Source organism: Nocardioides montaniterrae, from assembly GCF_054782655.1.
Genome location: NZ_BAAGSB010000013.1, coordinates 36,128 through 58,232, shown reverse-complemented (window position 1 = coordinate 58,232; position 22,105 = coordinate 36,128). Strand labels below are relative to the sequence as shown.

Sequence of the window (22,105 nt, the reverse complement as noted above, 5' to 3'; positions counted from 1 at the left end):
GTCAGGAGGTCACGAAGTCGATGAGCTCCTCGACCCGACCGAGGAGGGCGGGCTCGAGGTCGTCGAAGGACTCGACCCGGCCGAGGATGGTCTGCCACGCGCGGGCGATGTCGGCCTGCTCGGCGTACGGCCAGCCGAGGTGCTGGCAGATGCCCTTCTTCCACTCGATCGAGCGGGGGATCTGCGGCCAGGCGCGCAGGCCCAGGCGGTCGGGCTTGACGGCCTGCCACACGTCGATGAACGGATGGCCGACGATCAGCACGCTCCCGCCCCACGGGCCGCGGGCGATGTCGTCGGCGATGCGAGACTCCTTGGAGCCGCTGACCAGGTGGTCCACGAGCACGCCGACCTTGCGCTCGGGGCCGGGGGAGAAGTCGCGCAGGTGCGCGGCGAGGTCGTCGACGCCGCCGAGGTACTCCACGACCACACCCTCGATGCGCAGGTCGTCGCCCCAGACCTTCTCGACGAGCTCGGCGTCGTGGCGACCCTCCACGAAGATGCGGCTGGCGCGGGCGACCCGGGCGCGGGCACCCTGGACGGCGAGCGAGCCGGAGGCCGTGCGCTTCGGGGTGGCCGCAGCCGCTGAGACCCGCACCGGAGCGGTCAGGATGACCGGCTTGCCCTCGAGCAGGAAGCCCGGGCCGAGCTCGAAGGTACGCCGCGTCCCGCGGCGGTCCTCCAGCGTGACGGTGTCGATGTCGCGGTCGACCGCGACGATCTCGCCGCAGAAGTCGTGCTGGACCTCCTCGACGACCAGGCCGAGGTCGGCCGCCGTCTCGACGGCACGGCCCCGCTTGGGCACACGCCAGTCGCCGGAGAGGACATCGGTCCCGTAGCGATCCACGGCACCAATGTTACGCATGTGAACGGTGTGATCAGTTGCGCTGGGTCTCCGTGTTGGTCCGGTGCGTGCTCTGGTCCGGGTCCATCAGCCCCTCGGCCGCGTCGCCGGGTGGCAGTCCCTCGGCGAGCGGGTTGTCCGGCCCGGGCACCAGGTCCTCGGGCAGCTGGTCGTCGCTGATCGACCCGGTCTCGGAGTCGGGGGTGTCGGGGTCGGGGGTATCGGGGTGGCTCATGTGGCACGCGGTACCCGTCTGCTGGATCGGTAGTCGGGTGCGGACGCTATAGACTTGGCACTCATTCGTCACGAGTGCCAAACACGTGCCCGACGGGAGGTGCCGCATGCAGGAGGAGCGAAGGCTCGCCGTGCTGCGTGCCATCGTCGAGGACTACGTCGCGACCGAGGAGCCGGTCGGCTCCAAGGCGCTGGTCGAGCGCCACGGCCTCAACGTCAGCCCGGCAACGATCCGCAACGACATGGCCGCGCTCGAGGACGAGGGCTACCTCGCCCAGCCACACACCAGCGCGGGCCGGGTGCCGACCGACAAGGGCTACCGGCTCTTCGTCGACCGCCTGTCCACCGTCAAGCCGATGAGCGCGCCGGAGAAGCGGGCGATCTCCACGTTCCTCGACGGCGCCGTCGACCTCGACGACGTCGTCAACCGCTCCGCGCGCCTGCTCAGCCAGCTGACCCACCAGGTCGCGGTCGTCCAGTACCCGACGCTGAGCCGGTCCACGGTCCGTCACGTCGAGCTGGTCGCGCTCAACCCCGACCGCCTCCTGGTGGTGCTGATCCTCAGCACCGGCCGGGTCGAGCAGCGCCTGGTCGACCTCGGCGCCGAGCTGTCCGAGGACGCCCTCGGCCGGTTGCGCAGCCGGATCAACCTCGCCGTCACCGGCGAGCGCATCGCCGACGCGGTGACCGCCCTCGGTGCGCTGACGGCCGAGCAGCCCGACGCGGCGACCTCCGCCGTGGTCGCCGTGCTCACCGAGGCGATGAGCGACCACCGCTCCGACGAGCGCGTCGCCGTCGGCGGCACCGCCAACCTCGCGCGCTACGGCGACAGCTTCGACACCTCGGTCCGCCCGTTGCTGGAGGCGATCGAGGAGCACGTCGTGCTGCTCACCCTCCTCGGCGCGGCCACGACCGACGGCAGCGTGATGGTGCGCATCGGCGCCGAAGGACCCTTCGAGCAGTTCGCCGCGACCAGCGTGGTCGCGAGCGGCTACGGACCCACGACCACCCACGGTGAGGCCCTGGCGACGCTCGGCGTCGTCGGCCCGACCCGCATGGACTATCCCGGCACGATGGCGGCCGTGCGCGCAGTCGCGCGCTACGTCTCGCGCATCCTCGACGAGAGCTGAGAGAGAACCACCAAGAGCATGTCCCAGGATCTGTACGAGCTTCTCGGAGTCGACCGCAACGCCGACGCCGACACCCTCAAGAAGGCCTACCGCAAGCTGGCCCGCCAGCTGCACCCCGACGTCAACCCCGACCCGGAGGCGCAGGAGAGGTTCAAGGCGGTGTCCGCGGCGTACGAGGTGCTCAGCGACCCCGGCAAGCGCCAGCAGTACGACCGTGGCGGCGACCCGTTCGGCGGCGGCTTCGGCGGCGGCGGCGCCGGCCAGGGATTCTCGTTCACCGACATCATGGACGCGTTCTTCGGCGGCCAGGCCGGTGGTGGCGGCGGTGGCGGGCGCGGCCCGCGCTCACGCGTACGCCGGGGCCAGGACGCCCTGATCCGCCTCGAGGTCGAGCTGGCCGAGGCGGCGTTCGGTGTCGCCAAGGAGCTCAAGGTCGACACGGCCGTCCACTGCGCGGCGTGCCAGGGCTCGGGCGCGGCCGAGGGCTCGCAGCCGCAGACCTGTGGCACCTGCCACGGCCAGGGCGAGGTCGCCCACGTCCAGCGCTCGTTCCTCGGCGAGATCCGCACGCTTCGCCCGTGCCCGACCTGCCGCGGGTTCGGCTCGGTCATCCCCGACCCGTGCCGGGAGTGCTCGGGCGAGGGACGGGTCCGCTCGCGTCGTACCCTCACCGTCAAGATCCCGGCCGGCGTCGACACCGGCACCCGCGTCCAGCTGGCCGAGCAGGGCGAGGTCGGTCCCGGCGGCGGCCCCGCCGGTGACCTGTACGTCGAGATCCAGGTCGCGCCCCACAAGACCTTCACCCGCCACGGCGGCGACCTGCACTGCACGGTCGCGCTGCCGATGACGGCTGCGGCGCTCGGCACCCAGGTCCGCCTGCCCACGCTCGAGGCCGACCTCGGCGACGAGGCGAGCGAGACCTCCTTCGAGCTCGCGGTGCCGGCCGGCACGCAGTCCGGCTGGGACACGCTGGTCAAGGGCCGCGGCGTGCCCGGTCTGCGCGGCGGTCGCGGCGACCTGGTCGTCACCGTCGTCGTGGAGACCCCGACCAAGCTCGACGCCCGCCAGGAGGAGCTGCTCCGTGCGCTCGCCACGGCGCGCAACGAGGAGCAGCCGACGGGCGACGTACGCCCTGCCCACAAGGGCATGTTCGGCCGCCTCCGCGACGCCTTCGGCCAGCAGCACTGAGCCCGGCCCGATGACGCTGCCCCAGCACCTCGTGCCGACCCTCGACGGGGTCGGCCCGGGGTCGACGGTGGTCGTCGAGGGCGACGAGGCCCACCACGCCGTCGTCGTACGTCGCCTCCGCGTGGGGGAGGACCTCCTGCTCGGCGATGGCGCGGGGCGGCTCGCGACGGGCACCGTCGCTGCCACCTCGAAGCGATCGTTCGACGTCACGGTGAGGTCCGTCGAGGACGTCCCCGAGCCGTGGCCGCGGGTGAGCGTCGTGCAGGCGCTGCCCAAGGGCGAGCGCGGCGAGCTCGCCGTCGAGGTGCTCACCGAGATCGGCGTGGCCCGGATCGTCCCGTGGGCGGCGACGCGCAGCGTCGCGGTCTGGAAGGGTGAGCGCGCCGCCAAGTCGCACGCCAAGTGGGCGGCCACCGCGCGCGAGGCCGCCAAGCAGTCGCGCCGTGCCTGGCATCCCGAGGTCCTCGAGCTGGCGTCCACGAAGGACGTCGCCGACATGGTCGCGCGCGCGGACCTCGCGGTCGTGCTGCACGAGGCTGCCAGCGAACCGATGGCCGACCTGGCCGTCCCCGATGCGGGCGAGATCCTGCTCGTCGTCGGCCCCGAGGGCGGGCTCACCGAGGACGAGGTCGCCCTGTTCGTGCGTGCGGGCGCCGTCTCGAGTCGCCTGGGTGCCGAGGTGCTGCGCACCTCCACCGCAGGCGTCGTCGCCGTCGCCGCGCTGCTCGCGCGCACCCCGCGCTGGGCGTGAGGCCCTACCCCGACGTTTGCGTCGGGTGTCTTCCGGACACTGACTCCCAGCGACGGTCGGCGAGGTGGGGCCCGCCGACCGTCGTGCGGAGCGCTTCGCTCAGCTGATCGTGAAGGTCTTGTCGTCCTTGAACGGGCCGCCGCCCTCGCCGCCCGACGGGTCGTCGGTCATCGCCACGAACGTGTAGCTGCCGGGTGCGAGCTTGCTGAGGTCGAGCGTGGCCTTCCACGGGTAGAGCTTGTCCATCCAGCCGTCGGACTGCGAGCTGCCCCTCAGGACGACCTTGTCGGAGGAGTCGCGGACCTCCCAGGCGACGGTGCCCTCGAACGAGCTGCCGACGCCGCTGAACACCGTGCGACCCGACAGCGTGGAGCCGTCGGCCGGTGAGAGCACGCTCATCATCGACAGGACGCGCAGCTGCGGCGCGGCCTTGGCGCGGGTGGGCTGGCCGAGGTACGTCGAGTCCTGGCCGCCGAGCGTGAAGTGCACCGGCAGCGGCTTGTCGGCCGTGCCGTTCGCCGAGTTCAGGGAGTAGATGAGCTGCTGGATCGCGAGCTTGTTGCCGCCGGGGGCGGTGTCCTCGGACGCGTCGGCGTACGCCGGGTTGGCGACCTCGAGGGTGATCTCCTTGCCGGGCACGACGCTCGCCGAGGTGAGCGAGTCCTTCGGGACCAGTGCGGCGTAGTCGGGGTCGGTGGGGTCGCCAGCGAGCAGCGCCTGAAGGGCGCCCTGGACCGGTTCGCCGCTGACGGCGGTGCTCTCGCCGGCGAGGCGCAGGTTCATCGGGGTGTCCACGCCCCAGTAGAGGGTCACGTCCGTCGAGCCGGCGGCCGTGCTGCTCTCGGTGGCCGCGGCGCTCGAGGTCTGCGTGGTCGTCGACGCGCTCGTGGGTGTGCCGGTGGTGCTCGGGTCGGTGGCTTCCTTCTCGTTCGACCCACACCCGGCCAGCAGGCCGAGGGAGAGCAGGGCGGCGACCGCCGCAGGAGCGGTACGTCGGATCGTGGTCGAGCTGGTCATGCGGGAACCTCCGGGGAAGGGTTGCGTCTTACGACACTTGGACGTTGCGGGAGTCGGAATAGTTGCGGGACGCTCCGGACGTCTGGCCGGTCGCTCGTCCTCGGACGGTCAGGACGTAGGTGCCGGCCGGCAGGCCCTTGAGGTCGGCCTCGAGGGTGAACGAGCCGCCCATGATCTTGGCGCTGCCGTGGCGGACCGGCTGGTGGCGGTGGTCCGACAGCGTCCACCTGATGCGGTGGACGTCCTGGGTGAGCGTGCCGCCCGTCGTCAGGGTGCCGCTCACGCGCGCGCCGTCGGCCAGGTGGGACAGGTTGACCGGCGCGAACAGCCCGAGCGACTGGTCGCGGACGATCGGGCCGGTCGAGATGCCGAGAGGGGAGCTCGTCGTGGAGCCGGGCGAGACGATCTCGACCGGGAGGTTGGTGTCGGACGCCGCGTCCGCGGTGAAGGCGAGCTGCTGCAGGCCGATGGTCGCCTCCGCCGCCGTCACCCCGCGCGGTCGCTTCGTCGCCTTCGCGGTCAGTCCGATCACGATCCGGTCCTTCTCGACCGAGGCCGCGGAGAACGAGTGAGCCGGCCAGACGGTGCGGTAGTCGGGGTCGTCGGGTCCGTGCCGGGCGGTCAGCGCACGCACCGCCGCCAGCACCCTGTCGTCGCCGGTTCCCGCGACATCGTGCGGCTCGGCGTACAGCCTGACCCCGGTGGGGCTCGCGGCCTGGAAGTAGACCTGGACCGGGCTGGTCGGGCCGCTCGGCCGGTGTCGGTGATGGTGACGTGGGCCGTCGCCGAGCAGCGCGGAGATGATCAGCGCAAGGGCGATCACGCCGACACACGCGACCGCTCCGGCCACCCACACGCCGCGCGGTGTCAGCTTGGTGGGGGCGGTCTGGCTCACCTCCACCACGCTAGTGGGCCGTACGTCGAACCCGGGGGCTTGACGTCGGCGTGCCGGGACCTGCAAGGCTCGACCTGTGACCGACGAGTGCCTCTTCTGCAAGATCGTCGCCGGGGACATCCCCGCCGAGATCGTCCACGAGTCCCCGACCACGATCGCGTTCCGCGACCTCCACCCGCAGGCGCCCACGCACGTGCTGGTGATCCCGCGCAGCCACTACCCGAACGCGGCCGCGCTCGCCGAGGGGGAGCCGGCGACGTCGGCGCACCTCTTCGACGCCGCCCGCGAGATCGCGGCGAAGGAGGGACTGGAGGGCGGGTACCGCCTGGTGCTCAACACCGGCGCGGACGCGCACCAGACCGTCTTCCACGTGCACATGCACCTGCTCGGCGGCCGCGCGATGACCTGGCCCCCGGGCTGAGTCGGCCTCGCCGTTCGGCCTCCTCCGGCCCCTTACGGCGTGGTGGGGTCCTCACTAGGTTGAGGACATGACGCAGCAGGTGAAGGCGGTGGTGGCGCGCTCGAAGGGCGCGCCGGTCGAGCTGGTGACGATCAACGTGCCCGATCCCGGGCCCGGTGAGGCGGTCGTGCGGGTGCAGGCCTGCGGGGTCTGCCACACCGACCTGCACTACCGCGAGGGCGGGATCAACGACGACTTCCCGTTCCTGCTCGGGCACGAGGCGTCGGGTGTCGTGGAATCGGTGGGGCCCGGCGTGACCGACGTGGCGCCCGGCGACTTCGTGATCCTCAACTGGCGCGCGGTCTGTGGCCAGTGCCGCGCCTGCCGGCGTGGTGAGCCGCACTACTGCTTCGCCACGCACAACGCGACGCAGCGGATGACGCTCGAGGACGGCACCGAGCTGTCACCGGCCCTCGGGATCGGCGCGTTCGCCGAGAAGACCCTGGTCGCCGCCGGCCAGTGCACCAAGGTCGACCCGTCGGCCCGGCCGGCCGCCGTCGGGCTGCTCGGCTGCGGCGTGATGGCGGGGATCGGGGCCGCGATCAACACCGGTGGCGTCACGCGTGGGCGCTCGGTCGCCGTGATCGGCTGCGGGGGAGTCGGGGTGGCAGCCGTCGCCGGCTCGGCGCTGGCGGGTGCGAACCCGATCATCGCCGTCGACATCGACGCCAAGAAGCTGGCCCGGGCCGAGGCGCTCGGCGCCACTCACACCATCGACTCCTCGTCCGGCGACCCGGTCGCCGCCATCCAGGAGCTCACCGGCGGGAACGGCGCGGACGTCGTGATCGACGCGGTCGGCCGCCCCGAGACCTGGAAGCAGGCGTTCTACGCCCGTGACCTCGCGGGAACGGTCGTCCTCGTCGGCGTACCGACCCCGGACATGAAGGTCCCCGACATCCCGCTCATCGACGTCTTCGGCCGCGGCGGTTCGCTCAAGTCCAGCTGGTACGGCGACTGCCTCCCGAGCCGTGACTTCCCGATGCTGGTCGACCTCTACCAGCAGGGCCGGCTCGACCTGGACGCGTTCGTGTCCGAGGAGATCGGCATCGGCGACGTCGAAGCGGCGTTCGACCGCATGCACCGCGCCACCGATGGGCAGAGTGTCCTGCGCTCGGTGGTGATCCTGTGACCGGTCGCGTCGACCACGCCGTCACGTCCGGCACGTTCACGCTGGACGGCGAGACGTTCGAGGTCGACAACAACGTCTGGGTGGTCGGTGACGACACCGAGTGCGTCGTCATCGACGCCCCGCACTCCGTCGACGCGATCCTCGCGGTCGTCGGCGAGCGCCGGGTCAAGGCGATCATCTGCACCCACGCGCACGACGACCACGTCCGCGTCGCGCCGGCCCTTCGCGAGAAGGTCGTGGCGCCGATCCTGCTGCACCCCGACGACCGGCCGCTGTGGGAGCTGACCCACACCGACCACCTCTGGGACGTCGACCTCTCCGACGGGCAGGTGGTCACCGTCGCCGGCACGACCCTCCGGGTGCTGCACACGCCCGGCCACGCGCCCGGCGCGGTCTGCCTGTACGCCGAGGACCTCGGCTGTGTCTTCACCGGCGACACGCTCTTCCACGGCGGCCTCGGCGCGACCGGACGGTCCTACTCCGACCGGTCGACCCTCGAGGCCTCGATCCGTGCCGAGCTCTTCGAGCTGCCACCCGAGACGGTGGTCCACACCGGTCATGGCGAGGACACCACGATCGGCGCCGAGCGCGCGCTGCTCGACGCCGACGGATGACCGCGGTCCCGGCGTTCAGGTACGCGGTCGCGCGCACCTGCCCAGGCCGGGGATCGAGGGACGGAGCAGCCTCGCGGGCTGTTCCGCCGGTGGCTAGGGACTATGGGCCAGTTGGCCCATAGTCCCTAGCACTCGATGGCTACCTGAGCTGGCAGTAGACGTCGACGGACCGGGCGCGGTGCGCGGCGGCCGTGACCGGGCCAGTCGCCGTGCAGGCGTCCGGCTCCCCGTGCGCGCTGAGGTAGCCGGGCGAGGTGGCCATGACGCGATAGGTGCCGGGCGGCAGGTCGATGCGCCAGCGTCCGTCCGCACCGGCGGCCACCGTCTGGCCGACCGAGTCGTCGTCGTTGACGACGTGGACGACGCCCGCGTGCGGTCGCGCGGTCCCGGGCGCGGGGCCGCCGACCCAGAGCAGCCGGCCGGTGAGCGTCGCCGTCGAGGCGATCGCACCATGGTCGTTGACGATGACCGTGCTGCCGGCCCGGGCGGGCGTGCCGATCTCGGGCGTGGTGGTGACCGGCAGCCAACGGCCGAGCGAGGGCGCCGTCCGGCGCTCGACCCGGAAGCCGGCGGCGGTGAGCGCCTCGATCTCGCTGGACACCGAGGGGAGGCCCACGCCGCCGGCGACCTCGCCGAACGGAACGGCGAGCCAGCCCCGAGGAAGCGTGCGACGTACCTCCGCGTGGCCGCCGCGCGGCAGCACTCCGTCCGAGCGCGAGTCGTGCACCTCCAGCAGCCCCGAGGGGGCAGCCTCGATGTCGATGCTGTCCACCGGACGGGGCGGGGTCCGGATCGGCTCGCAGGCCACGGCGACGCGCCACTCGGTGATCGTCACGAAGGAGTGGGTCGGCTCGGTGCAGTAGATCCCCGGGACGACCGGCCAATCGCGGGGCACCGCGATGACCTGTCGACCGACGCCGACCCACTTCGTGCCCGCCGGAGCGGGCGCCAGGTCCGTCACCGGTGCCGTGACGGTCGGTTCGCCCGGGCCGGTCACCGTCCGGGCGACGGCGATCCCGCCCACCACAACCAGGCAGGCGACGGCCGCGCCGAGCACCGCCGTACGACGGCGCCGCCGGCGGACCTGCCGACCACGCTGGAGCAGCGCGGCGACGGGCGGGCTCGCGTCGGGTACGTCGGCGACGGCCCGGTGCAACAGGTCGTCGAGCGTCTCGTCGGTCATCGGTGTCCTTCCCGGAGCACAGCGAGGTTCGGGTCGGCGGCCAGCGTCGCGAGGGCTCGGGAGAGGCGACTCTTGACGGTGCCGGAGGCGACGCCGGTCGCGGCCGCGATCTGCTGCTCGGTGAGGTGGAGGTAGTGGCGCAGCACGACCGTCTGGCGCTGGCACTCCGGGAGACGGGCCATCGCCCGGGTGAGGGCATCGGCGTCGTCGACCGTGACGGTCGCGTCGCCCCCACCATGCTCGGGGAGCTCGGCGGTCGCCCGCTCTCCCCACCAGCGCCGCCGCCGGCTCTGGCGCAGCAGGTTGAGCTGCAGCTTGGCGACGTAGGCGTCGCGGTCGTCGGCACCCTGGACCGCGCCCCACTTGAGGTAGCAGCGGAGCAGGGTCTGCTGCGCCAGGTCCTCCGCCTCCCCGACGTCGCAGCCGAGCAGCACGCCGGCGCGCACGAGGCGACGCCAGCGCGCGGCGGCGTACTCGCTGAAGGCGGTGTCGGCGTCCATCACTCCTTCAGATGATCGGGCAACCCGGATCGGTTCCCGTGGGAATCGCCGTGGTCGGCGCGGTCGCCGCTCCCGTAGTCTGGGAGCCACCGTCGTACGACCAGAAAGCGCGCATGCCAGACCTTCCCCCCACCGCCGCGGCGACCCGCCACGTGGTGGTCATCCCGAACAGCATCGACCTGGTCAGCCTGCTCGGCCCCGCCGATGAGTACCTCGGCCGCATCGAGCGGACCTTCGGCGTCGAGGTGCACGTCCGCGGCAACCGGATCACGCTCGTCGGCCAGGCCGAGGAGGTGGCGCTGGCCGAGAAGCTGCTCGACGAGATGGTCGCGATCCTGCGCACCGGCCAGGGCATCACCGTCGAGACCGTCGAGCGCGTCTCCGGGATGCTGCGGGCCAGCGTCGACGAGCAGGGCGAGCGCCCGGCCGACGTGCTCAGCGTCAACATCCTCAGCAGCCGCGGTCGCAGCATCCGCCCGAAGACGCTCAACCAGAAGCGGTACGTCGAGACGATCGAGAACCACACGATCACCTTCGGCATCGGTCCCGCCGGCACCGGCAAGACCTACCTCGCGATGGCCATGGCCGTGCAGGCGCTGAACAACAAGCAGGTCAACCGGATCATCCTCTCGCGCCCGGCCGTCGAGGCGGGGGAGAAGCTCGGCTTCCTGCCCGGCACCCTCAGCGAGAAGATCGATCCCTACCTCCGGCCGCTGTACGACGCGCTGCACGACATGCTCGACCCCGACACGATCCCCAAGCTGCTGGCTGCCGGCACGATCGAGGTGGCCCCGCTGGCGTACCTGCGCGGCCGCTCGCTCAACGACTCGTTCATCGTGCTCGACGAGGCGCAGAACACCACGCCCGAGCAGATGAAGATGTTCCTGACCCGGCTCGGCTTCGGCTCCAAGATCGTGGTCACCGGCGACGTCACCCAGGTCGACCTGCCCGCGGGCACCAAGTCCGGCCTGCGGATCGTCGAGGAGATCCTGGACGGTGTCGACGACCTCGCGTTCGTGCGGCTCACCGCGCAGGACGTCGTCCGCCACCAGCTCGTGGGTCGCATCGTGGCGGCGTACGACGAGCACGACGCGCAGCAGCAGGCCCGCAACGACCGTCGGCGTACGCCGGTCAAGAACCCCGCCGCCAAGTAGAAGGACGCCTGAGTGAGCATCGAGATCATCGACGAGTCCGGCACCGGCCTCGACGCCCGCCACTTCGAGCGGCTGGCCCGGTTCGTGATGGACGCGATGCGCGTCCACCCGCAGGCCGAGCTGTGCATCAAGGCCGTCGACGAGGCGACCATCGCCCAGCTGAACGAGCAGTGGATGGAGAAGGAGGGCCCGACCGATGTGCTGGCCTTCCCGATGGACGAGCTGCGGCCGGGCCTGGTCAACGAGGAGCCCGAGGAGGGTGTCCTCGGCGACCTGATCCTGTGTCCCACCATCGCCGAGCGCCAGGGTGCGGAGGCGGGGCACGGCACGCTCGCCGAGCTCGAGCTGCTCACCACCCACGGCATCCTGCACCTGCTCGGCTACGACCACGCCGAGCCGGAGGAGCACAAGGAGATGTTCGGGCTGCAGGACAAGCTGCTCGGCGAGTGGCGAGCCCAGGCCTGATGATCCCTGGTGATCTCTGGCGGCTCGGTGCCGCGGCCGTCCTGGTCGTGCTCGCCGGGCTGCTGACCGCTGCGGGCGCCGCCGTCGGGTCGTTCTCCCGTGCTCGTGCCCACGAGCTGGTGGCCGAGCGCCGCGCGGGCTCACGCCGGCTGCTCGGCGTGCTCGAGGACGCCCCGCGCCACCTCAACACCGCGCTCCTGCTGGAGCTGCTGTGCGAGATCACCGCGACCGTGCTGGTCACCGTCGTCGTCGTCGGGCGGCACCGGCCCGCGACCACCCTCGACATCCTGATCACGGTCGGCGCGATGCTGGTCGTCTGCTTCGTCATCATCGGGGTGGGCCCGCGCACGGTCGGTCGCCAGCACGCCGAGACGGTCGCGCTCTGGAGCGCCTGGCCGCTGGCCGCGACGACCACGGTCCTCGGACCGATCCCGAAGCTGCTGATCCTGGTCGGCAACGCGATCACGCCCGGCAAGGGCTTCCGTGAAGGCCCGTTCTCGACCGAGACCGAGCTGCGCGAGATGGTCGACATGGCCGAGGCGACCGACGTCATCGAGGCCGACGAGCGCAAGATGATCCACTCGGTCTTCGAGCTCGGCGACACCTCGGTGCGTGAGGTGATGGTGCCGCGCGGCGACGTCGTCTACATCGAGGCCCACAAGAATCTGCGCCAGACCATGTCGCTCTTCCTGCGCTCGGGCTTCTCGCGGGTGCCCGTGGTCGGGGAGAACCTCGACGAGGTGCTCGGCATCGCCTACCTCAAGGACGTCGTACGCCGCGACTTCGAGGCGCCCGACGTCGAGTTCACCCAGCGGGTCGAGGAGATCATGCGGCCCGTGCACTGGGTGCCGGAGTCCAAGCCGGTCGATGACCTGATGCGCGAGATGCAGGCGCACCACAGCCACCTGGCGATGGTCGTCGACGAGTACGGCGGCACCGCCGGCCTGATCACCATCGAGGACCTCCTCGAGGAGATCGTCGGCGAGATCACCGACGAGTACGACGAGGCCGAGGCCGAGCCGGAGGAGCTGCCCGACGGCGTCTACCGGGTGTCCTCGCGCTTCCCGGTCGACGACCTCCAGGAGCTCGTCGGGGTCGACGTCGAGGAGGAGGACGTCGACTCGGTCGGCGGTCTGCTCACCAAGCACCTGGGCCGGGTGCCGATCTCGGGCGCCGCCGTCGAGGCCCACGGGCTGCGCTTCGAGGCCGAGCAGGTCTACGGCCGGCGCAACCGGGTCGGCACCGTCCTCATCACCCGGCTCGGCGAGCCCGGCGCCGATGGCGATAATTGACCCATGACGGACCTGACCGCCGAGGACAAGAAGCTCGTCACCCTCGCTCGCGCCACCCGCGCCCGCATCCAGGCGGCCGAGGGCGCCGCTGTGCGCGACACCGACGGACGGACGTACGCCGCCGCCACGATCGCGCTCGAGTCGCTCCAGCTGAGCGCGGTCCAGGCCGTCGTCGCGATGGCCGTCGCGTCCGGCTCGACCGGCGTGGACGCCTGCGTCCTGCTCGGCGAGGCCGGGGAGCCGACGGCGGTCGATCGCGCCGTCCTGACCGAGTTCGCCGGGTCCTCCGGCGTACTCCTCCACACCGGGGACGCCCGCGGGGCGATCGTCGCCAGCACGTCACTCTGATCACTCCCGTCACCGGATTGCACCGGTTCCTTCACTTCCACCCCGTTGCAACGGGGTGGAAGTGAAGGAATCACCGGTGGACAGGTGATTCCGACGCCCGAGCCGCTGACAAATGTCAGGGGAGGTTCGTGACGGCTTCTCCAGGCGAACCGGTCGCAGAACCGGCAGGCTGACGGCATGAGCAGCAACCTGCCCGTCGCCGCGATCCGGCTCGACGGCGTGACCAAGACCTTCGGCAGCGTCCATGCCGTCAAGGGCATCGACCTGGAGATCCGACCCGGCGAGGTGGTCGCGTTCCTCGGCCCCAACGGCGCGGGCAAGACCACCACCATCGACATGGTCCTCGGCCTGTCCCAGCCGACGAGCGGCACGGCACAGGTTCTCGGCCTCAAGCCCCGCGACGCGGTCGCCCGCGGCCTGGTCTCGGCCGTCATGCAGACCGGTGGCCTGCTCAAGGACCTCACGGTCCGCGAGACCGTCGCCTACACCGCCTCCCTCTTCGCCGAGACCCGCCAGGTCGACGAGGTACTCGCCACCGCGGGCATCACCGGTATCGCCGACCGCAGGGTCGGCAAGTGCTCGGGTGGTGAGCAGCAGCGGTTGCGCTTCGCGATGGCGTTGCTGCCCGACCCCGCCCTGCTGCTGCTCGACGAGCCGACGACGGGCATGGACGTCGAGGGCCGGCGTACGTTCTGGTCCGCGATCCGCGCCGACGCCGAGCAGGGCCGCACGGTCCTGTTCGCCACGCACTACCTCGAGGAGGCCGACCAGTACGCCGACCGCATCGTCCTGATCAGCGACGGCCTCGTCGTCGCCGACGGCACCGGCAGCGAGATCAAGGCGCTCGCCTCGGGTCGCACGGTCCGCGCGACGCTGCCCGACCCCGACGGCACCCTCGACCGCCTCCGCGCGCTGACCGGCGTCGACAGCGTCGAGGCCCGGGGCGAGAGCGTCATCGTGCACACCAGGGACAGCGACGCCGTCGCGCGCTTCCTGCTCACCGAGACCCCCGCCCGCGACCTCGAGGTCGCCGCGAAGGGCCTCGAGGAGGCCTTCTTGACCCTCACCGGACCGTCGACCAGCTCAGGAACCGAGGAGAGATGAGCACCTACGACCCCACGCTGCGGCGTACCCCCAAGCTCGGCGGCTTCAGCCTGACCCTGCTCGGCATCGAGCTCAAGCGGGTCCTGCGCAACCGCCGTACCGTCATCTTCACCCTGGTCCTGCCGGTGCTGCTGCTCCTGAGCGTCGGCAACCAGAAGGGCTGGCAGGACTCGGTCGGCCACGGCAACCTCGCCGCCTACCTGATGGTCTCGATGGGCCTGTACGGCGCAGCGCTGACCGCCGCGTCCGGCGGAGCCGCCGTGGCCGCGGAGCGGGCGGTGGGCTGGAGCCGGCAGCTGCGGCTCACCCCGCTCAACCCGGTCGCCTACATCCTCACCAAGGCGATCGTCGCGCTGACGATGGGTGCGACGGTCATCGCGATGGTCAACCTGGTCGGCAAGCTGCAGGGCCACGCCGCGATGCCGCTCGGCATCTGGATCGCCTGCATGGTCACCACGTTGTTCTGCACCCTCACCTTCGCGGCGCTGGGCGTGTTCGTGGGCTACCTCGTCCCGTCCGAGAACGTGATGCAGATCCTCGGCCCCGGCCTTGCCCTGCTGTCGTTCCTTGGCGGCATCTTCCTGCCGCTGACGCAGTTCCCCCACGCGGTACGCGTGGTCGCCTACTTCGACCCGATGTACGGCGTCTCCGAGGTCGCTCGCTCGCCGTTGACCCACGAGCTGCCGTGGTACTCGGTCGTCAACGCGGTGGCGTGGTGCGCGATCTTCGTCGCCGGCGCGGCGTGGCGGATGAGCAAGGACACGGCGCGGGTCTGAGGATGACCGTCATGTCCGAGTCGCCGACCGTGAGCGAGGACCGCCGCATCGGCCGGGCCGGTCCGTTGATCGCGGCGCTGTGGCTGGTCTTCCTGGTCAACCCGTTCGTCGAGGGCCTCCACCGCCGCAGCGAGGTCGACGGCGTCGCCGCGATGGTGCTGACGGTCGTGTTCGCGATCGTCTACGTCCAGGTGTTCATGACGGCCCGGCGGGCGATGCGCGGGCTCGGCCCCGACGTACCCGTGGTCGCCGCCCTCACCTTCGTCGCCTCCCTGGCACTGATGTCCGCCCTGATCGTGGCGTTCGTGGGGGAGAGCGGCTTCGCGACGGCGCCGTTCGTCGCGGTGACCGCGGTGATGCTGCTGCCGCTGCGGTACGGCGGTCCCGCCGCCCTCGCGGTCGTCGCCGGTGTCCTGGCCTACGGCCTGACCCACCACTCGCAGAGCGTCTGGGGCAGCGCGTTCGGCGTCGTCGCCGGATCGCTGGCCGTCTTCGGCTTCAAGACCGTGCTGCGTCGCAACCGCGACCTGATCGTGGCCGAGCAGGACAACGCCAAGCTGCTCGTCGACAACGAGCGCAACCGGTTCGCCCGCGACCTGCACGACATCCTCGGTCACTCGCTGACCGTGATCACGGTGAAGGCCGAGCTGGCCAACCGGCTCTTCGACGCCGACCCGGCGCGAGCCCGCGGCGAGATCATGGATCTGGAGCGGCTCGCCCGGGACGCGCTCGCCGACGTACGCCGTGCGGTGGAGGGGTACCGCGACCTGACCCTGCCGGGCGAGATCTCCCGGGCCCGGACGGCGCTCGAGGCGGCAGAGATCACCGCGGTCCTGCCGAACTCGACCGACGAGGTACCGACCGACCTGCGCGAGCTGTTCGCCTGGACCGTCCGAGAAGGAGTCACCAACGTGATCCGTCACAGTGCCGCGTCGACCTGCACCGTCCGGCTCGGCCCGACCAGCGCCGAGGTCGTGGACGACGGCCGCGGAACGGGCGCCGGACCGGCCGGGCACGGCCTGGTCGGCCTGCGTGAGCGTGCCGATGCCGTCGGTGCGACCGTCACCGCCGGCCCGTCCGGGAACGGCTTCAGCCTCAAGGTGGAGCGGGCATGAGCATCCGGATCCTGCTGGCCGACGACCAGGCGCTGGTGCGCGGCGCGCTCTCCGCGCTGCTCCAGCTCGAGTCGGACCTCGAGGTCGTCGCCGAGGTCGGCTCGGGTCACGAGGCGGTCGCCAAGGCGGCCGAGCTCACCCCTGACGTCGCCCTGCTCGACGTCGAGATGCCCGGGCTGGACGGGATCGCGGCGACCTCCGAGGTCATCAGGGTCTCGCCCGGGACCAGGGTCCTGATCGTGACCACCTTCGGGCGGCCCGGCTACCTCCAGCGCGCGATCCGCGCCGGCGCCTCGGGCTTCGTCGTCAAGGACACCCCGGCCGCGCAGCTCGCCGACGCCGTACGCCGGGTCCATCAGGGACTGCGCGTGGTCGACCCCGGGCTCGCCACCGACTCGCTGATCACCGGTCAGTCGCCGTTGACCGACCGCGAGACCGAGGTGCTGCAGGCGGCCCGGGGCGGCGCGAGTGTCGCCTCGATCGCGAAGGCGCTCTTCCTGTCCGAGGGCACCGTGCGCAACCACCTCTCGGCCGCCATCGGCAAGACGGGGGCGGCGAACCGCACCGAGGCGGTCACGATTGCCGAAGGCAACGGTTGGCTCTAAAAACCTCTGGAACCCCCGACTTCCGGCCGGTAGTGTCGGAGGCGTGCCGATTCTCGAGGTCGGCCGGCAGGAACACGTGCGTGCGGTCGAGCAGCTGCTCGCCTCGTACGCCGCGATTCCTGTGGGGGAGCAGGTGCGGCTGGCCAAGAGCACCACGAACCTCTTCCGCCAGCGATCCGCGCCGACCGCGCCGGGCCTCGACGTCTCCGGCCTGACCGGCGTCCTGGACGTCGACCCGGAGGCCCGGACCGCCGAGGTGCAGGGCATGTGCACCTACGAGCGGATCGTCGACGCGACGCTGGCCCACGGCCTGATCCCGTACGTCGTCCCGCAGCTGCGCACCATCACGCTGGGCGGCGCGGTCACGGGGCTCGGGGTCGAGTCGACCAGCTTCCGCAACGGCCTTCCGCACGAGTCGGTGCTGGAGATGGACGTGCTGACCGGCAGCGGCGAGATCGTCACCGTCCGCCCCGGCGACGAGCTGTTCGACGCGTTCCCCAACTCCTACGGCACCCTCGGCTACGCCACCCGCCTGCGGATCGCGCTCGAGCCCGTCGCCGAGCACGTCGGGCTGCGGCACGTCCGCTTCATCGACCCCGCCGCGATGGCGCGCACCATCGCGGAGATCACCGAGACCAAGGAGTACGCCGGCCGCCGGGTCGACGGCATGGACGGCGTCGTCTTCGCGCCCGACGAGTGCTACCTGACGCTCGCGCATTGGACCAGTGCGGGCGGCGTGACCTCGGACTACACCGGGTCGGACATCTACTTCCGGTCGGTCCGGGAGCGGGCCACCGACCTGCTCTCGACGTACGACTATCTCTGGCGGTGGGACACCGACTGGTTCTGGTGCTCGGGCGCGTTCGGCGCGCAGAACCCGGTGGTCCGCAAGCTCTGGCCGCGGCGGCTGCGTCGCTCGGACGTCTACATGCGGCTGCTGCACCTCGACCAGCGCCTCGGCGTGGCCGACCGGCTCGACCGGCTCACCCGCAAGCCGCAGCGCGAGCGGGTCGTGCAGGACGTCGAGGTCCCCGTCGGGCGGCTGGCCGAGTTCCTTGCGTGGTTCGACGCCGAGATCGGGATGCGGCCGGTGTGGGTCTGCCCGCTGGTCTCGACGGGCTCGGCCACGGGCGGCCGGTGGCCGCTGTACCCCCTGACGCCGGGGGAGACCTACGTCAACGTCGGCTTCTGGGGCACGGTCGCGGTCGGCCCGGCGGCCGAGGAGTCCCCGCGCAACCGGGCGATCGAGGCCAAGGTCCACGAGCTCGGCGGCCACAAGTCGCTCTACTCCGAGTCCTTCTACGACGCCGAGACCTTCCGGCAGCTCTACAACACCGACCACCTCGACGCGGTGCGTGCGCGCCACGACCCCGACGGCCGGCTGACCAACCTCTACGACAAGGCGGTGGCACGCAGATGACGACCCTGGCACCGCCGGCCATCGCGCCGGCGATCGAGAGCCTCTTCACCGGGGGCCTGCCCCTGCGGTTCACGGCGTACGACGGAAGCTCGGCCGGTCCGCGCGACGCGGCGTACGGCATCGAGCTGGTGAGCCCGCGTGGGCTCGCCTACCTGCTCACCGCTCCCGGCGACCTCGGCCTGGCCCGGGCGTACGTCGCCGGCGACCTCGTCCTGCACGGCGCCCACCCGGGCAATCCCTATGGCCCGTTCAGCGTGCTCAAGAGCCACACCGACTTCGGGATGCCGTCGCCGGCGAAGCTCGCCGCGCTGGTGCGGGCACTGGGCTGGCGCAACATCGCGCCGCCGCCCCCGCCGCCGCAGGAGCACCTGCCCGCCTGGCGCTACCGCCTCGAGGGGCTGCGGGCCTGGGGCCGCCACACCCAGGAGCGGGACGCCGACGCGATCCACCACCACTACGACGTCTCGAACACCTTCTACGAGCACGTCCTCGGGCCGTCGATGACCTACACCTGCGCGGTGTTCCCCTCCGAGGACGCCACGTTGGAGGAGGCACAGGCGTACAAGTACGACCTGATCTGCCGCAAGCTCGACCTCCGGCCGGGGCAGCGCCTGCTCGACGTCGGCTGTGGTTGGGGTGGGATGGTCCGGCACGCCGCCCGCCACTACGGCGTGAAGGCGCTGGGCGTGACGCTGTCGCGCGAGCAGGCCACCTGGGCGGCGCAGGCGATCAAGGAGGAGCGGCTCGACGACCTCGCCGAGGTCCGGTACGCCGACTACCGCGAGGTCGCCGAGGGCGACTTCGACGCGATCAGCTCGATCGGTCTCACCGAGCACATCGGCGTGGCCAACTACCCGGCGTACTTCGGTCTCCTGCGCGACAAGCTGCGCCCCCAGGGGCGGCTGCTCAACCACTGCATCACGCGCCACGACAACCGCTCGGCGGGCAAGGCCGGTGCGTTCATCGACCGCTACGTGTTCCCCGACGGCGAGCTCGCCGGCTCGGGGACGATCCTCAGCGCCGTCGAGGACGCCGGGCTGGAGGTCCAGCACCACGAGAACTTCCGGTTGCACTACGCGCGCACGCTCCAGGGCTGGTCGGAGAACCTCGAGGCCAACTGGGACGCCTGCGTCGCCGAGACCGACGAGGGCACCGCCCGTGTCTGGGGCCTGTACATGGTCGGCTCCCGGATCGCCTTCGAGCGCGACGAGATCCAGCTCCACCACGTCCTGGCCACCCGCTCCGACGGAGGCGTCAGCGGCTACCCGCTGCGGCACACGTTCGGCGCGTGACCGCGTCGTACCTGATGTTCTGGCCCTGATCTCGGCGAAAAAGGGGCCGGAACATCAGGTACGCCGACTCCTCAGCTCACTTGCTGCCGGGGGCGGCGGACTTCGCGTCCCAGTGGTAGCCGACGGTCGTGCCGTCCGGCTTCATGCCGGTCGAGGTGACCGTGACGTCCCAGGCGCGGTCGTTGGCGTTCATCGAGCAGGAGATCGTCGAGCCGGCCGCTGCCAGCAGGTCGTCGGTGCAGGTGAGGCTCGCGACCGTGAGGCCCTTCTTCGTGGCCTCGGCGGAGACCGACCTCTCGATGGCGTCCTTGGAGAGACCGGTCGGGGTCCACTCCGCGTGCAGCTCGCTGCCCGACTTGCCGGTGTACGTCGCGGTGACGGCGTACACGGTGTCCTCCGCGGTCATGTCGCACTTCACCTCGGCGTCGGTCTTGGCCGGGAGCGCGTCGGCGCAGCTGACCTCGACGGTGCTGGCGTCGACGCTCTTCTGCTTCGCGTACGCCTGGGCGATGGTGCTCGCCACCTTGCTCGCCGAGATCTCGTCGGAGCTGGTCGAGCCGACGGAGACGCTGGCCTTGCAGCCCGCGAGGGCCATCACGGCGGCCGCGGCGGTGATGGACGTGGCGATGATCTTCATGCTGCTCCCGAGAACGTGGCGCCGTGCCTGTACGCGGCCCCCCTGCCGCCGGATCATGCCACTACCCTTCTGTCTTGAGATGAGCAGACGGGCCGAGGAGTACGCCGCGCGGGTGCTGCGCCGCGAGCAGCTGAGCGACCACTTCGTCCGGTTGACGCTGGGAGGCGAGGGCCTGTCGGGCTTCACCTCGACGTCGATCGCCGACGAGTGGGTCGGCCTGGTCGTCCCCGGCCAGTTCCAGTCGCGCTACTACACCGTCCGCTCGTGGGCCAACGGCGAGATGGTGCTCGACGTCGTCGTCCACGAGGTCGGCCTGGTCACCGAGTGGGCGCTCGGCCGTGCCGGCGACCCGGTCGGGCAGACCATCACGATCACCGAGCCCAAGGGCTCGTTCGCGTTGCCCGAGGACGCGCAGTGGCTGCAGCTGGTGGGTGACCTCACGGGGCTTCCCGCGATGGCCCGCATCGCCGAGACGTACGCCGACCGCCTCCCGGTCCGCATCCACGCCGAGGTCCCGGACCACCTGCCGGCGTACCTCCCCGAGAGCGCCGAGATCACCTGGGCGCAGGGCCACGGTGACGGCCTGGCGAGCGCCGTCGAGGGCCTCACGCTGCCCGAGGGACCGGGCTACTTCTGGATGGCGGGGGAGTCCGCGCAGATGCGGGCGATCCGCAAGCACCTGATGCGCGAGGTCAGGATGCCGAGCTCCCGCTACGACGTGATGGGCTACTGGCGTGCCGTCAAGGAGCGCCAGCTCCGCGCGATCGACTCCGGCCCGATCTGGCGGGCCGGCAAGGCTGCGGGCAAGTCCGACGACGAGATCTGGGCGGCCTACGACGCCGCCCGCGAGGAGCAGCAGTGAACCGAGAGTTCGACCACGAGAGCGATGATCTCGACGACGACTTCGACGAGGACCTCGCCGGCCTGCCGGCGCCCGCACCCGCAGCGCCCATCTTCGGGTCGGGCGAGGTCAAGGAGGGCCACCGCAGCGGGTTCGCCTGCTTCGTCGGCCGGCCCAACGTCGGCAAGTCGACCCTGACCAACGCGATCGTCGGCCAGAAGATCGTCATCACCTCCGACAAGCCCCAGACCACCCGCACGGTCGTGCGCGGCATCGTGCACCGCGAGGACGGCCAGCTGATCCTGGTCGACACCCCCGGCCTGCACCGCCCGCGCAACCTGCTCGGCGAGCGCCTCAACGACCTGGTCAAGGCGACCTGGTCCGAGGTCGACGTGGTCGCGGTCTGCTTCCCGTCCGACCAGAAGATCGGGCCGGGCGACCGGTTCCTGGTCGAGGAGCTCGGCAAGGTCCGGCGTACGGTCAAGATCGCGGTCGCCACCAAGACCGACCTCGTCGACAACGAGCGCCTCGGCGAGCACCTGCTCGACATCGCCCAGCTGGGCGCCGAGACCGGCACGGAGTGGGCCGAGGTCGTCCCCGTCTCGTCGGTCTCGGGCCACCAGATCGAGCTGCTCGGCAACCTTCTCGTCGGCCTGATGCCGGAGGGTCCGCCGCTCTACCCGGACGGCGACCTGACGGACGCCCCGGAGGAGATCCTGGCGGCCGAGCTGATCCGCGAGGCCGCCCTGGACGGCGTACGCGACGAGCTCCCGCACTCGATCGCCGTCGTCGTCGAGGAGATGGGCCTGCGCGAGGGCCGCGACGCCGACCGGCCGCTGCTCGACATCCACGCCAACCTGTACGTCGAGCGCGACTCGCAGAAGGGCATCGTGATCGGCCACCGGGGCTCGCGCCTCAAGGAGGTCGGCACCAACGCCCGCAAGCAGATCGAGGCCCTCCTCGGCACCCCGGTCTACCTCGACCTGCACGTCAAGATCGCCAAGGACTGGCAGAAGGACCCGCGGCAGCTGCGCAAGCTCGGCTTCTGAGGCTCCGCCGGTCGTGCAGGTTTCCCAAGGGATGCAGGGAAACCTGCACTCCCCAGTGGTTGTAC

25 protein-coding genes are annotated in these 22,105 nt (G+C 71.5%); 18 read left to right on the top strand and 7 right to left on the bottom strand.

The window, feature by feature from the left end; all coding sequences use genetic code 11:
• Position 1: 1 nt before the first annotated feature.
• On the bottom strand, positions 2-862 hold the full coding sequence (locus ACYVJ3_RS15155; protein ID WP_460853896.1) for a DUF3097 domain-containing protein: 861 nt from the start codon (positions 860-862) through the stop codon (positions 2-4).
• 13 nt (positions 863-875) lie between these two features.
• A complete protein-coding gene (locus ACYVJ3_RS15150) occupies positions 876-1,076 on the bottom strand; it encodes a hypothetical protein (RefSeq protein ID WP_460853895.1) in 201 nt (66 codons plus the stop codon).
• 106 nt (positions 1,077-1,182) lie between these two features.
• On the opposite strand from ACYVJ3_RS15150, the gene hrcA reads away from it, so the two are divergent.
• From hrcA to ACYVJ3_RS15135, 3 genes are read left to right on the top strand one after another with little or no spacing between them, the layout of a single operon-like run.
• Positions 1,183-2,205, top strand: a complete 1,023-nt coding sequence (gene hrcA / locus ACYVJ3_RS15145; RefSeq protein ID WP_460853894.1) for a heat-inducible transcriptional repressor HrcA — start codon at positions 1,183-1,185, stop codon at positions 2,203-2,205.
• Positions 2,206-2,223: 18 nt separating this feature from the next.
• Positions 2,224-3,393 (top strand): molecular chaperone DnaJ, encoded by a 1,170-nt coding sequence (dnaJ, locus tag ACYVJ3_RS15140; protein WP_460853892.1) that lies wholly within the window; start codon positions 2,224-2,226, stop codon positions 3,391-3,393.
• Positions 3,394-3,403: 10 nt separating this feature from the next.
• Complete coding sequence (locus ACYVJ3_RS15135) at positions 3,404-4,144, top strand: 16S rRNA (uracil(1498)-N(3))-methyltransferase (RefSeq protein WP_460853891.1); 741 nt, start codon at positions 3,404-3,406, stop codon at positions 4,142-4,144.
• A 99-nt stretch (positions 4,145-4,243) separates the two neighbouring features.
• Here the strand turns inward: ACYVJ3_RS15135 and ACYVJ3_RS15130 are convergent, their stop codons facing one another.
• Entirely contained in the window at positions 4,244-5,161 is a 918-nt protein-coding gene (locus tag ACYVJ3_RS15130; protein ID WP_460853890.1) for a Gmad2 immunoglobulin-like domain-containing protein, read from the bottom strand.
• A 28-nt stretch (positions 5,162-5,189) separates the two neighbouring features.
• Positions 5,190-6,056 (bottom strand): hypothetical protein, encoded by an 867-nt coding sequence (locus tag ACYVJ3_RS15125; RefSeq protein ID WP_460853889.1) that lies wholly within the window; start codon positions 6,054-6,056, stop codon positions 5,190-5,192.
• A 76-nt stretch (positions 6,057-6,132) separates the two neighbouring features.
• On the opposite strand from ACYVJ3_RS15125, the gene ACYVJ3_RS15120 reads away from it, so the two are divergent.
• From ACYVJ3_RS15120 to ACYVJ3_RS15110, 3 genes are all read left to right on the top strand, one after another.
• Positions 6,133-6,477, top strand: a complete 345-nt coding sequence (locus tag ACYVJ3_RS15120; RefSeq protein WP_460853888.1) for a histidine triad nucleotide-binding protein — start codon at positions 6,133-6,135, stop codon at positions 6,475-6,477.
• A 67-nt stretch (positions 6,478-6,544) separates the two neighbouring features.
• Positions 6,545-7,645: an S-(hydroxymethyl)mycothiol dehydrogenase gene (locus ACYVJ3_RS15115; protein ID WP_460853887.1), complete on the top strand. Its 1,101-nt coding sequence runs from the start codon at positions 6,545-6,547 to the stop codon at positions 7,643-7,645.
• Positions 7,642-8,259, top strand: coding sequence for an MBL fold metallo-hydrolase (locus tag ACYVJ3_RS15110; RefSeq protein WP_460853886.1), 618 nt, complete (start codon positions 7,642-7,644; stop codon positions 8,257-8,259). The genes ACYVJ3_RS15115 and ACYVJ3_RS15110 overlap by 4 nt, the downstream gene beginning before the upstream one ends.
• A gap of 139 nt (positions 8,260-8,398) precedes the next feature.
• Here the strand turns inward: ACYVJ3_RS15110 and ACYVJ3_RS15105 are convergent, their stop codons facing one another.
• Both ACYVJ3_RS15105 and ACYVJ3_RS15100 read right to left on the bottom strand, forming a co-directional pair.
• On the bottom strand, positions 8,399-9,442 hold the full coding sequence (locus ACYVJ3_RS15105) for a carboxypeptidase-like regulatory domain-containing protein (protein ID WP_460853885.1): 1,044 nt from the start codon (positions 9,440-9,442) through the stop codon (positions 8,399-8,401).
• Positions 9,439-9,942: a SigE family RNA polymerase sigma factor gene (locus ACYVJ3_RS15100; RefSeq protein WP_460853884.1), complete on the bottom strand. Its 504-nt coding sequence runs from the start codon at positions 9,940-9,942 to the stop codon at positions 9,439-9,441. The genes ACYVJ3_RS15105 and ACYVJ3_RS15100 overlap by 4 nt, the downstream gene beginning before the upstream one ends.
• A 113-nt stretch (positions 9,943-10,055) precedes the next feature.
• On the opposite strand from ACYVJ3_RS15100, the gene ACYVJ3_RS15095 reads away from it, so the two are divergent.
• The 10 genes from ACYVJ3_RS15095 (at position 10,056) to ACYVJ3_RS15050 (ending at position 19,513) form a co-directional block, all read left to right on the top strand.
• The gene (locus ACYVJ3_RS15095) at positions 10,056-11,096 is read left to right on the top strand and encodes a PhoH family protein (protein WP_460853883.1); all 1,041 of its coding nucleotides are present in this window, start codon (positions 10,056-10,058) and stop codon (positions 11,094-11,096) included.
• 12 nt (positions 11,097-11,108) lie between these two features.
• On the top strand, positions 11,109-11,561 hold the full coding sequence (gene ybeY / locus ACYVJ3_RS15090; protein WP_460853882.1) for an rRNA maturation RNase YbeY: 453 nt from the start codon (positions 11,109-11,111) through the stop codon (positions 11,559-11,561).
• Entirely contained in the window at positions 11,561-12,853 is a 1,293-nt protein-coding gene (locus ACYVJ3_RS15085; RefSeq protein ID WP_460853881.1) for a hemolysin family protein, read from the top strand. Before ybeY ends, ACYVJ3_RS15085 begins: the two co-directional genes overlap by 1 nt.
• A gap of 3 nt (positions 12,854-12,856) precedes the next feature.
• A complete protein-coding gene (locus ACYVJ3_RS15080) occupies positions 12,857-13,201 on the top strand; it encodes a cytidine deaminase (protein WP_460853880.1) in 345 nt (114 codons plus the stop codon).
• 177 nt (positions 13,202-13,378) lie between these two features.
• Complete coding sequence (locus ACYVJ3_RS15075; RefSeq protein ID WP_460853879.1) at positions 13,379-14,305, top strand: ABC transporter ATP-binding protein; 927 nt, start codon at positions 13,379-13,381, stop codon at positions 14,303-14,305.
• Positions 14,302-15,081: an ABC transporter permease gene (locus ACYVJ3_RS15070; protein WP_460853878.1), complete on the top strand. Its 780-nt coding sequence runs from the start codon at positions 14,302-14,304 to the stop codon at positions 15,079-15,081. The genes ACYVJ3_RS15075 and ACYVJ3_RS15070 overlap by 4 nt, the downstream gene beginning before the upstream one ends.
• Before the next feature lie 11 nt (positions 15,082-15,092).
• On the top strand, positions 15,093-16,196 hold the full coding sequence (locus ACYVJ3_RS15065; RefSeq protein WP_460853877.1) for a sensor histidine kinase: 1,104 nt from the start codon (positions 15,093-15,095) through the stop codon (positions 16,194-16,196).
• Entirely contained in the window at positions 16,193-16,801 is a 609-nt protein-coding gene (locus tag ACYVJ3_RS15060; RefSeq protein ID WP_460853876.1) for a response regulator, read from the top strand. The genes ACYVJ3_RS15065 and ACYVJ3_RS15060 overlap by 4 nt, the downstream gene beginning before the upstream one ends.
• Positions 16,802-16,844: 43 nt before the next feature.
• The gene (locus ACYVJ3_RS15055; protein WP_460853875.1) at positions 16,845-18,221 is read left to right on the top strand and encodes an FAD-binding oxidoreductase; all 1,377 of its coding nucleotides are present in this window, start codon (positions 16,845-16,847) and stop codon (positions 18,219-18,221) included.
• Positions 18,218-19,513 carry a class I SAM-dependent methyltransferase gene (locus tag ACYVJ3_RS15050; RefSeq protein ID WP_460853873.1) on the top strand — a complete coding sequence of 432 codons (1,296 nt, stop codon included), beginning with the start codon at positions 18,218-18,220 and terminating at the stop codon, positions 19,511-19,513. Before ACYVJ3_RS15055 ends, ACYVJ3_RS15050 begins: the two co-directional genes overlap by 4 nt.
• A gap of 76 nt (positions 19,514-19,589) precedes the next feature.
• Here the strand turns inward: ACYVJ3_RS15050 and ACYVJ3_RS15045 are convergent, their stop codons facing one another.
• Complete coding sequence (locus tag ACYVJ3_RS15045) at positions 19,590-20,207, bottom strand: DUF4333 domain-containing protein (RefSeq protein ID WP_460853872.1); 618 nt, start codon at positions 20,205-20,207, stop codon at positions 19,590-19,592.
• Positions 20,208-20,229: 22 nt separating this feature from the next.
• Between ACYVJ3_RS15045 and ACYVJ3_RS15040 the strand changes: the two genes are divergently transcribed.
• Together ACYVJ3_RS15040 and era are read left to right on the top strand one after the other, a co-directional pair.
• Positions 20,230-21,012 (top strand): siderophore-interacting protein, encoded by a 783-nt coding sequence (locus ACYVJ3_RS15040; protein WP_460853871.1) that lies wholly within the window; start codon positions 20,230-20,232, stop codon positions 21,010-21,012.
• Positions 21,009-22,040 carry a GTPase Era gene (gene era / locus ACYVJ3_RS15035; protein WP_460853870.1) on the top strand — a complete coding sequence of 344 codons (1,032 nt, stop codon included), beginning with the start codon at positions 21,009-21,011 and terminating at the stop codon, positions 22,038-22,040. Before ACYVJ3_RS15040 ends, era begins: the two co-directional genes overlap by 4 nt.
• The last annotated feature ends 65 nt before the right edge of the window (positions 22,041-22,105 follow it).

Excerpts from the sequence above, each read along its gene's own strand:
- ACYVJ3_RS15100 (WP_460853884.1), bottom strand. The coding sequence starts at position 9,942 with ATGGACGCCGACACCGCCTTCAGCGAGTACGCCGCCGCGCGCTGGCGT.
- ACYVJ3_RS15155 (WP_460853896.1), bottom strand. The coding sequence starts at position 862 with ATGCGTAACATTGGTGCCGTGGATCGCTACGGGACCGATGTCCTCTCC.
- ACYVJ3_RS15050 (WP_460853873.1), top strand. The coding sequence starts at position 18,218 with ATGACGACCCTGGCACCGCCGGCCATCGCGCCGGCGATCGAGAGCCTC.
- ACYVJ3_RS15105 (WP_460853885.1), bottom strand. The coding sequence starts at position 9,442 with ATGACCGACGAGACGCTCGACGACCTGTTGCACCGGGCCGTCGCCGAC.
- ACYVJ3_RS15115 (WP_460853887.1), top strand. The coding sequence starts at position 6,545 with ATGACGCAGCAGGTGAAGGCGGTGGTGGCGCGCTCGAAGGGCGCGCCG.
- ACYVJ3_RS15075 (WP_460853879.1), top strand. The coding sequence starts at position 13,379 with ATGAGCAGCAACCTGCCCGTCGCCGCGATCCGGCTCGACGGCGTGACC.
- ACYVJ3_RS15040 (WP_460853871.1), top strand. The coding sequence starts at position 20,230 with ATGAGCAGACGGGCCGAGGAGTACGCCGCGCGGGTGCTGCGCCGCGAG.
- ACYVJ3_RS15135 (WP_460853891.1), top strand. The coding sequence starts at position 3,404 with ATGACGCTGCCCCAGCACCTCGTGCCGACCCTCGACGGGGTCGGCCCG.
- ACYVJ3_RS15095 (WP_460853883.1), top strand. The coding sequence starts at position 10,056 with ATGCCAGACCTTCCCCCCACCGCCGCGGCGACCCGCCACGTGGTGGTC.
- hrcA (WP_460853894.1), top strand. The coding sequence starts at position 1,183 with ATGCAGGAGGAGCGAAGGCTCGCCGTGCTGCGTGCCATCGTCGAGGAC.
- dnaJ (WP_460853892.1), top strand. The coding sequence starts at position 2,224 with ATGTCCCAGGATCTGTACGAGCTTCTCGGAGTCGACCGCAACGCCGAC.
- ACYVJ3_RS15085 (WP_460853881.1), top strand. The coding sequence starts at position 11,561 with ATGATCCCTGGTGATCTCTGGCGGCTCGGTGCCGCGGCCGTCCTGGTC.
- ACYVJ3_RS15130 (WP_460853890.1), bottom strand. The coding sequence starts at position 5,161 with ATGACCAGCTCGACCACGATCCGACGTACCGCTCCTGCGGCGGTCGCC.
- ACYVJ3_RS15150 (WP_460853895.1), bottom strand. The coding sequence starts at position 1,076 with ATGAGCCACCCCGATACCCCCGACCCCGACACCCCCGACTCCGAGACC.
- ACYVJ3_RS15060 (WP_460853876.1), top strand. The coding sequence starts at position 16,193 with ATGAGCATCCGGATCCTGCTGGCCGACGACCAGGCGCTGGTGCGCGGC.
- ACYVJ3_RS15065 (WP_460853877.1), top strand. The coding sequence starts at position 15,093 with ATGTCCGAGTCGCCGACCGTGAGCGAGGACCGCCGCATCGGCCGGGCC.
- ACYVJ3_RS15070 (WP_460853878.1), top strand. The coding sequence starts at position 14,302 with ATGAGCACCTACGACCCCACGCTGCGGCGTACCCCCAAGCTCGGCGGC.
- ACYVJ3_RS15080 (WP_460853880.1), top strand. The coding sequence starts at position 12,857 with ATGACGGACCTGACCGCCGAGGACAAGAAGCTCGTCACCCTCGCTCGC.
- ACYVJ3_RS15045 (WP_460853872.1), bottom strand. The coding sequence starts at position 20,207 with ATGATCCGGCGGCAGGGGGGCCGCGTACAGGCACGGCGCCACGTTCTC.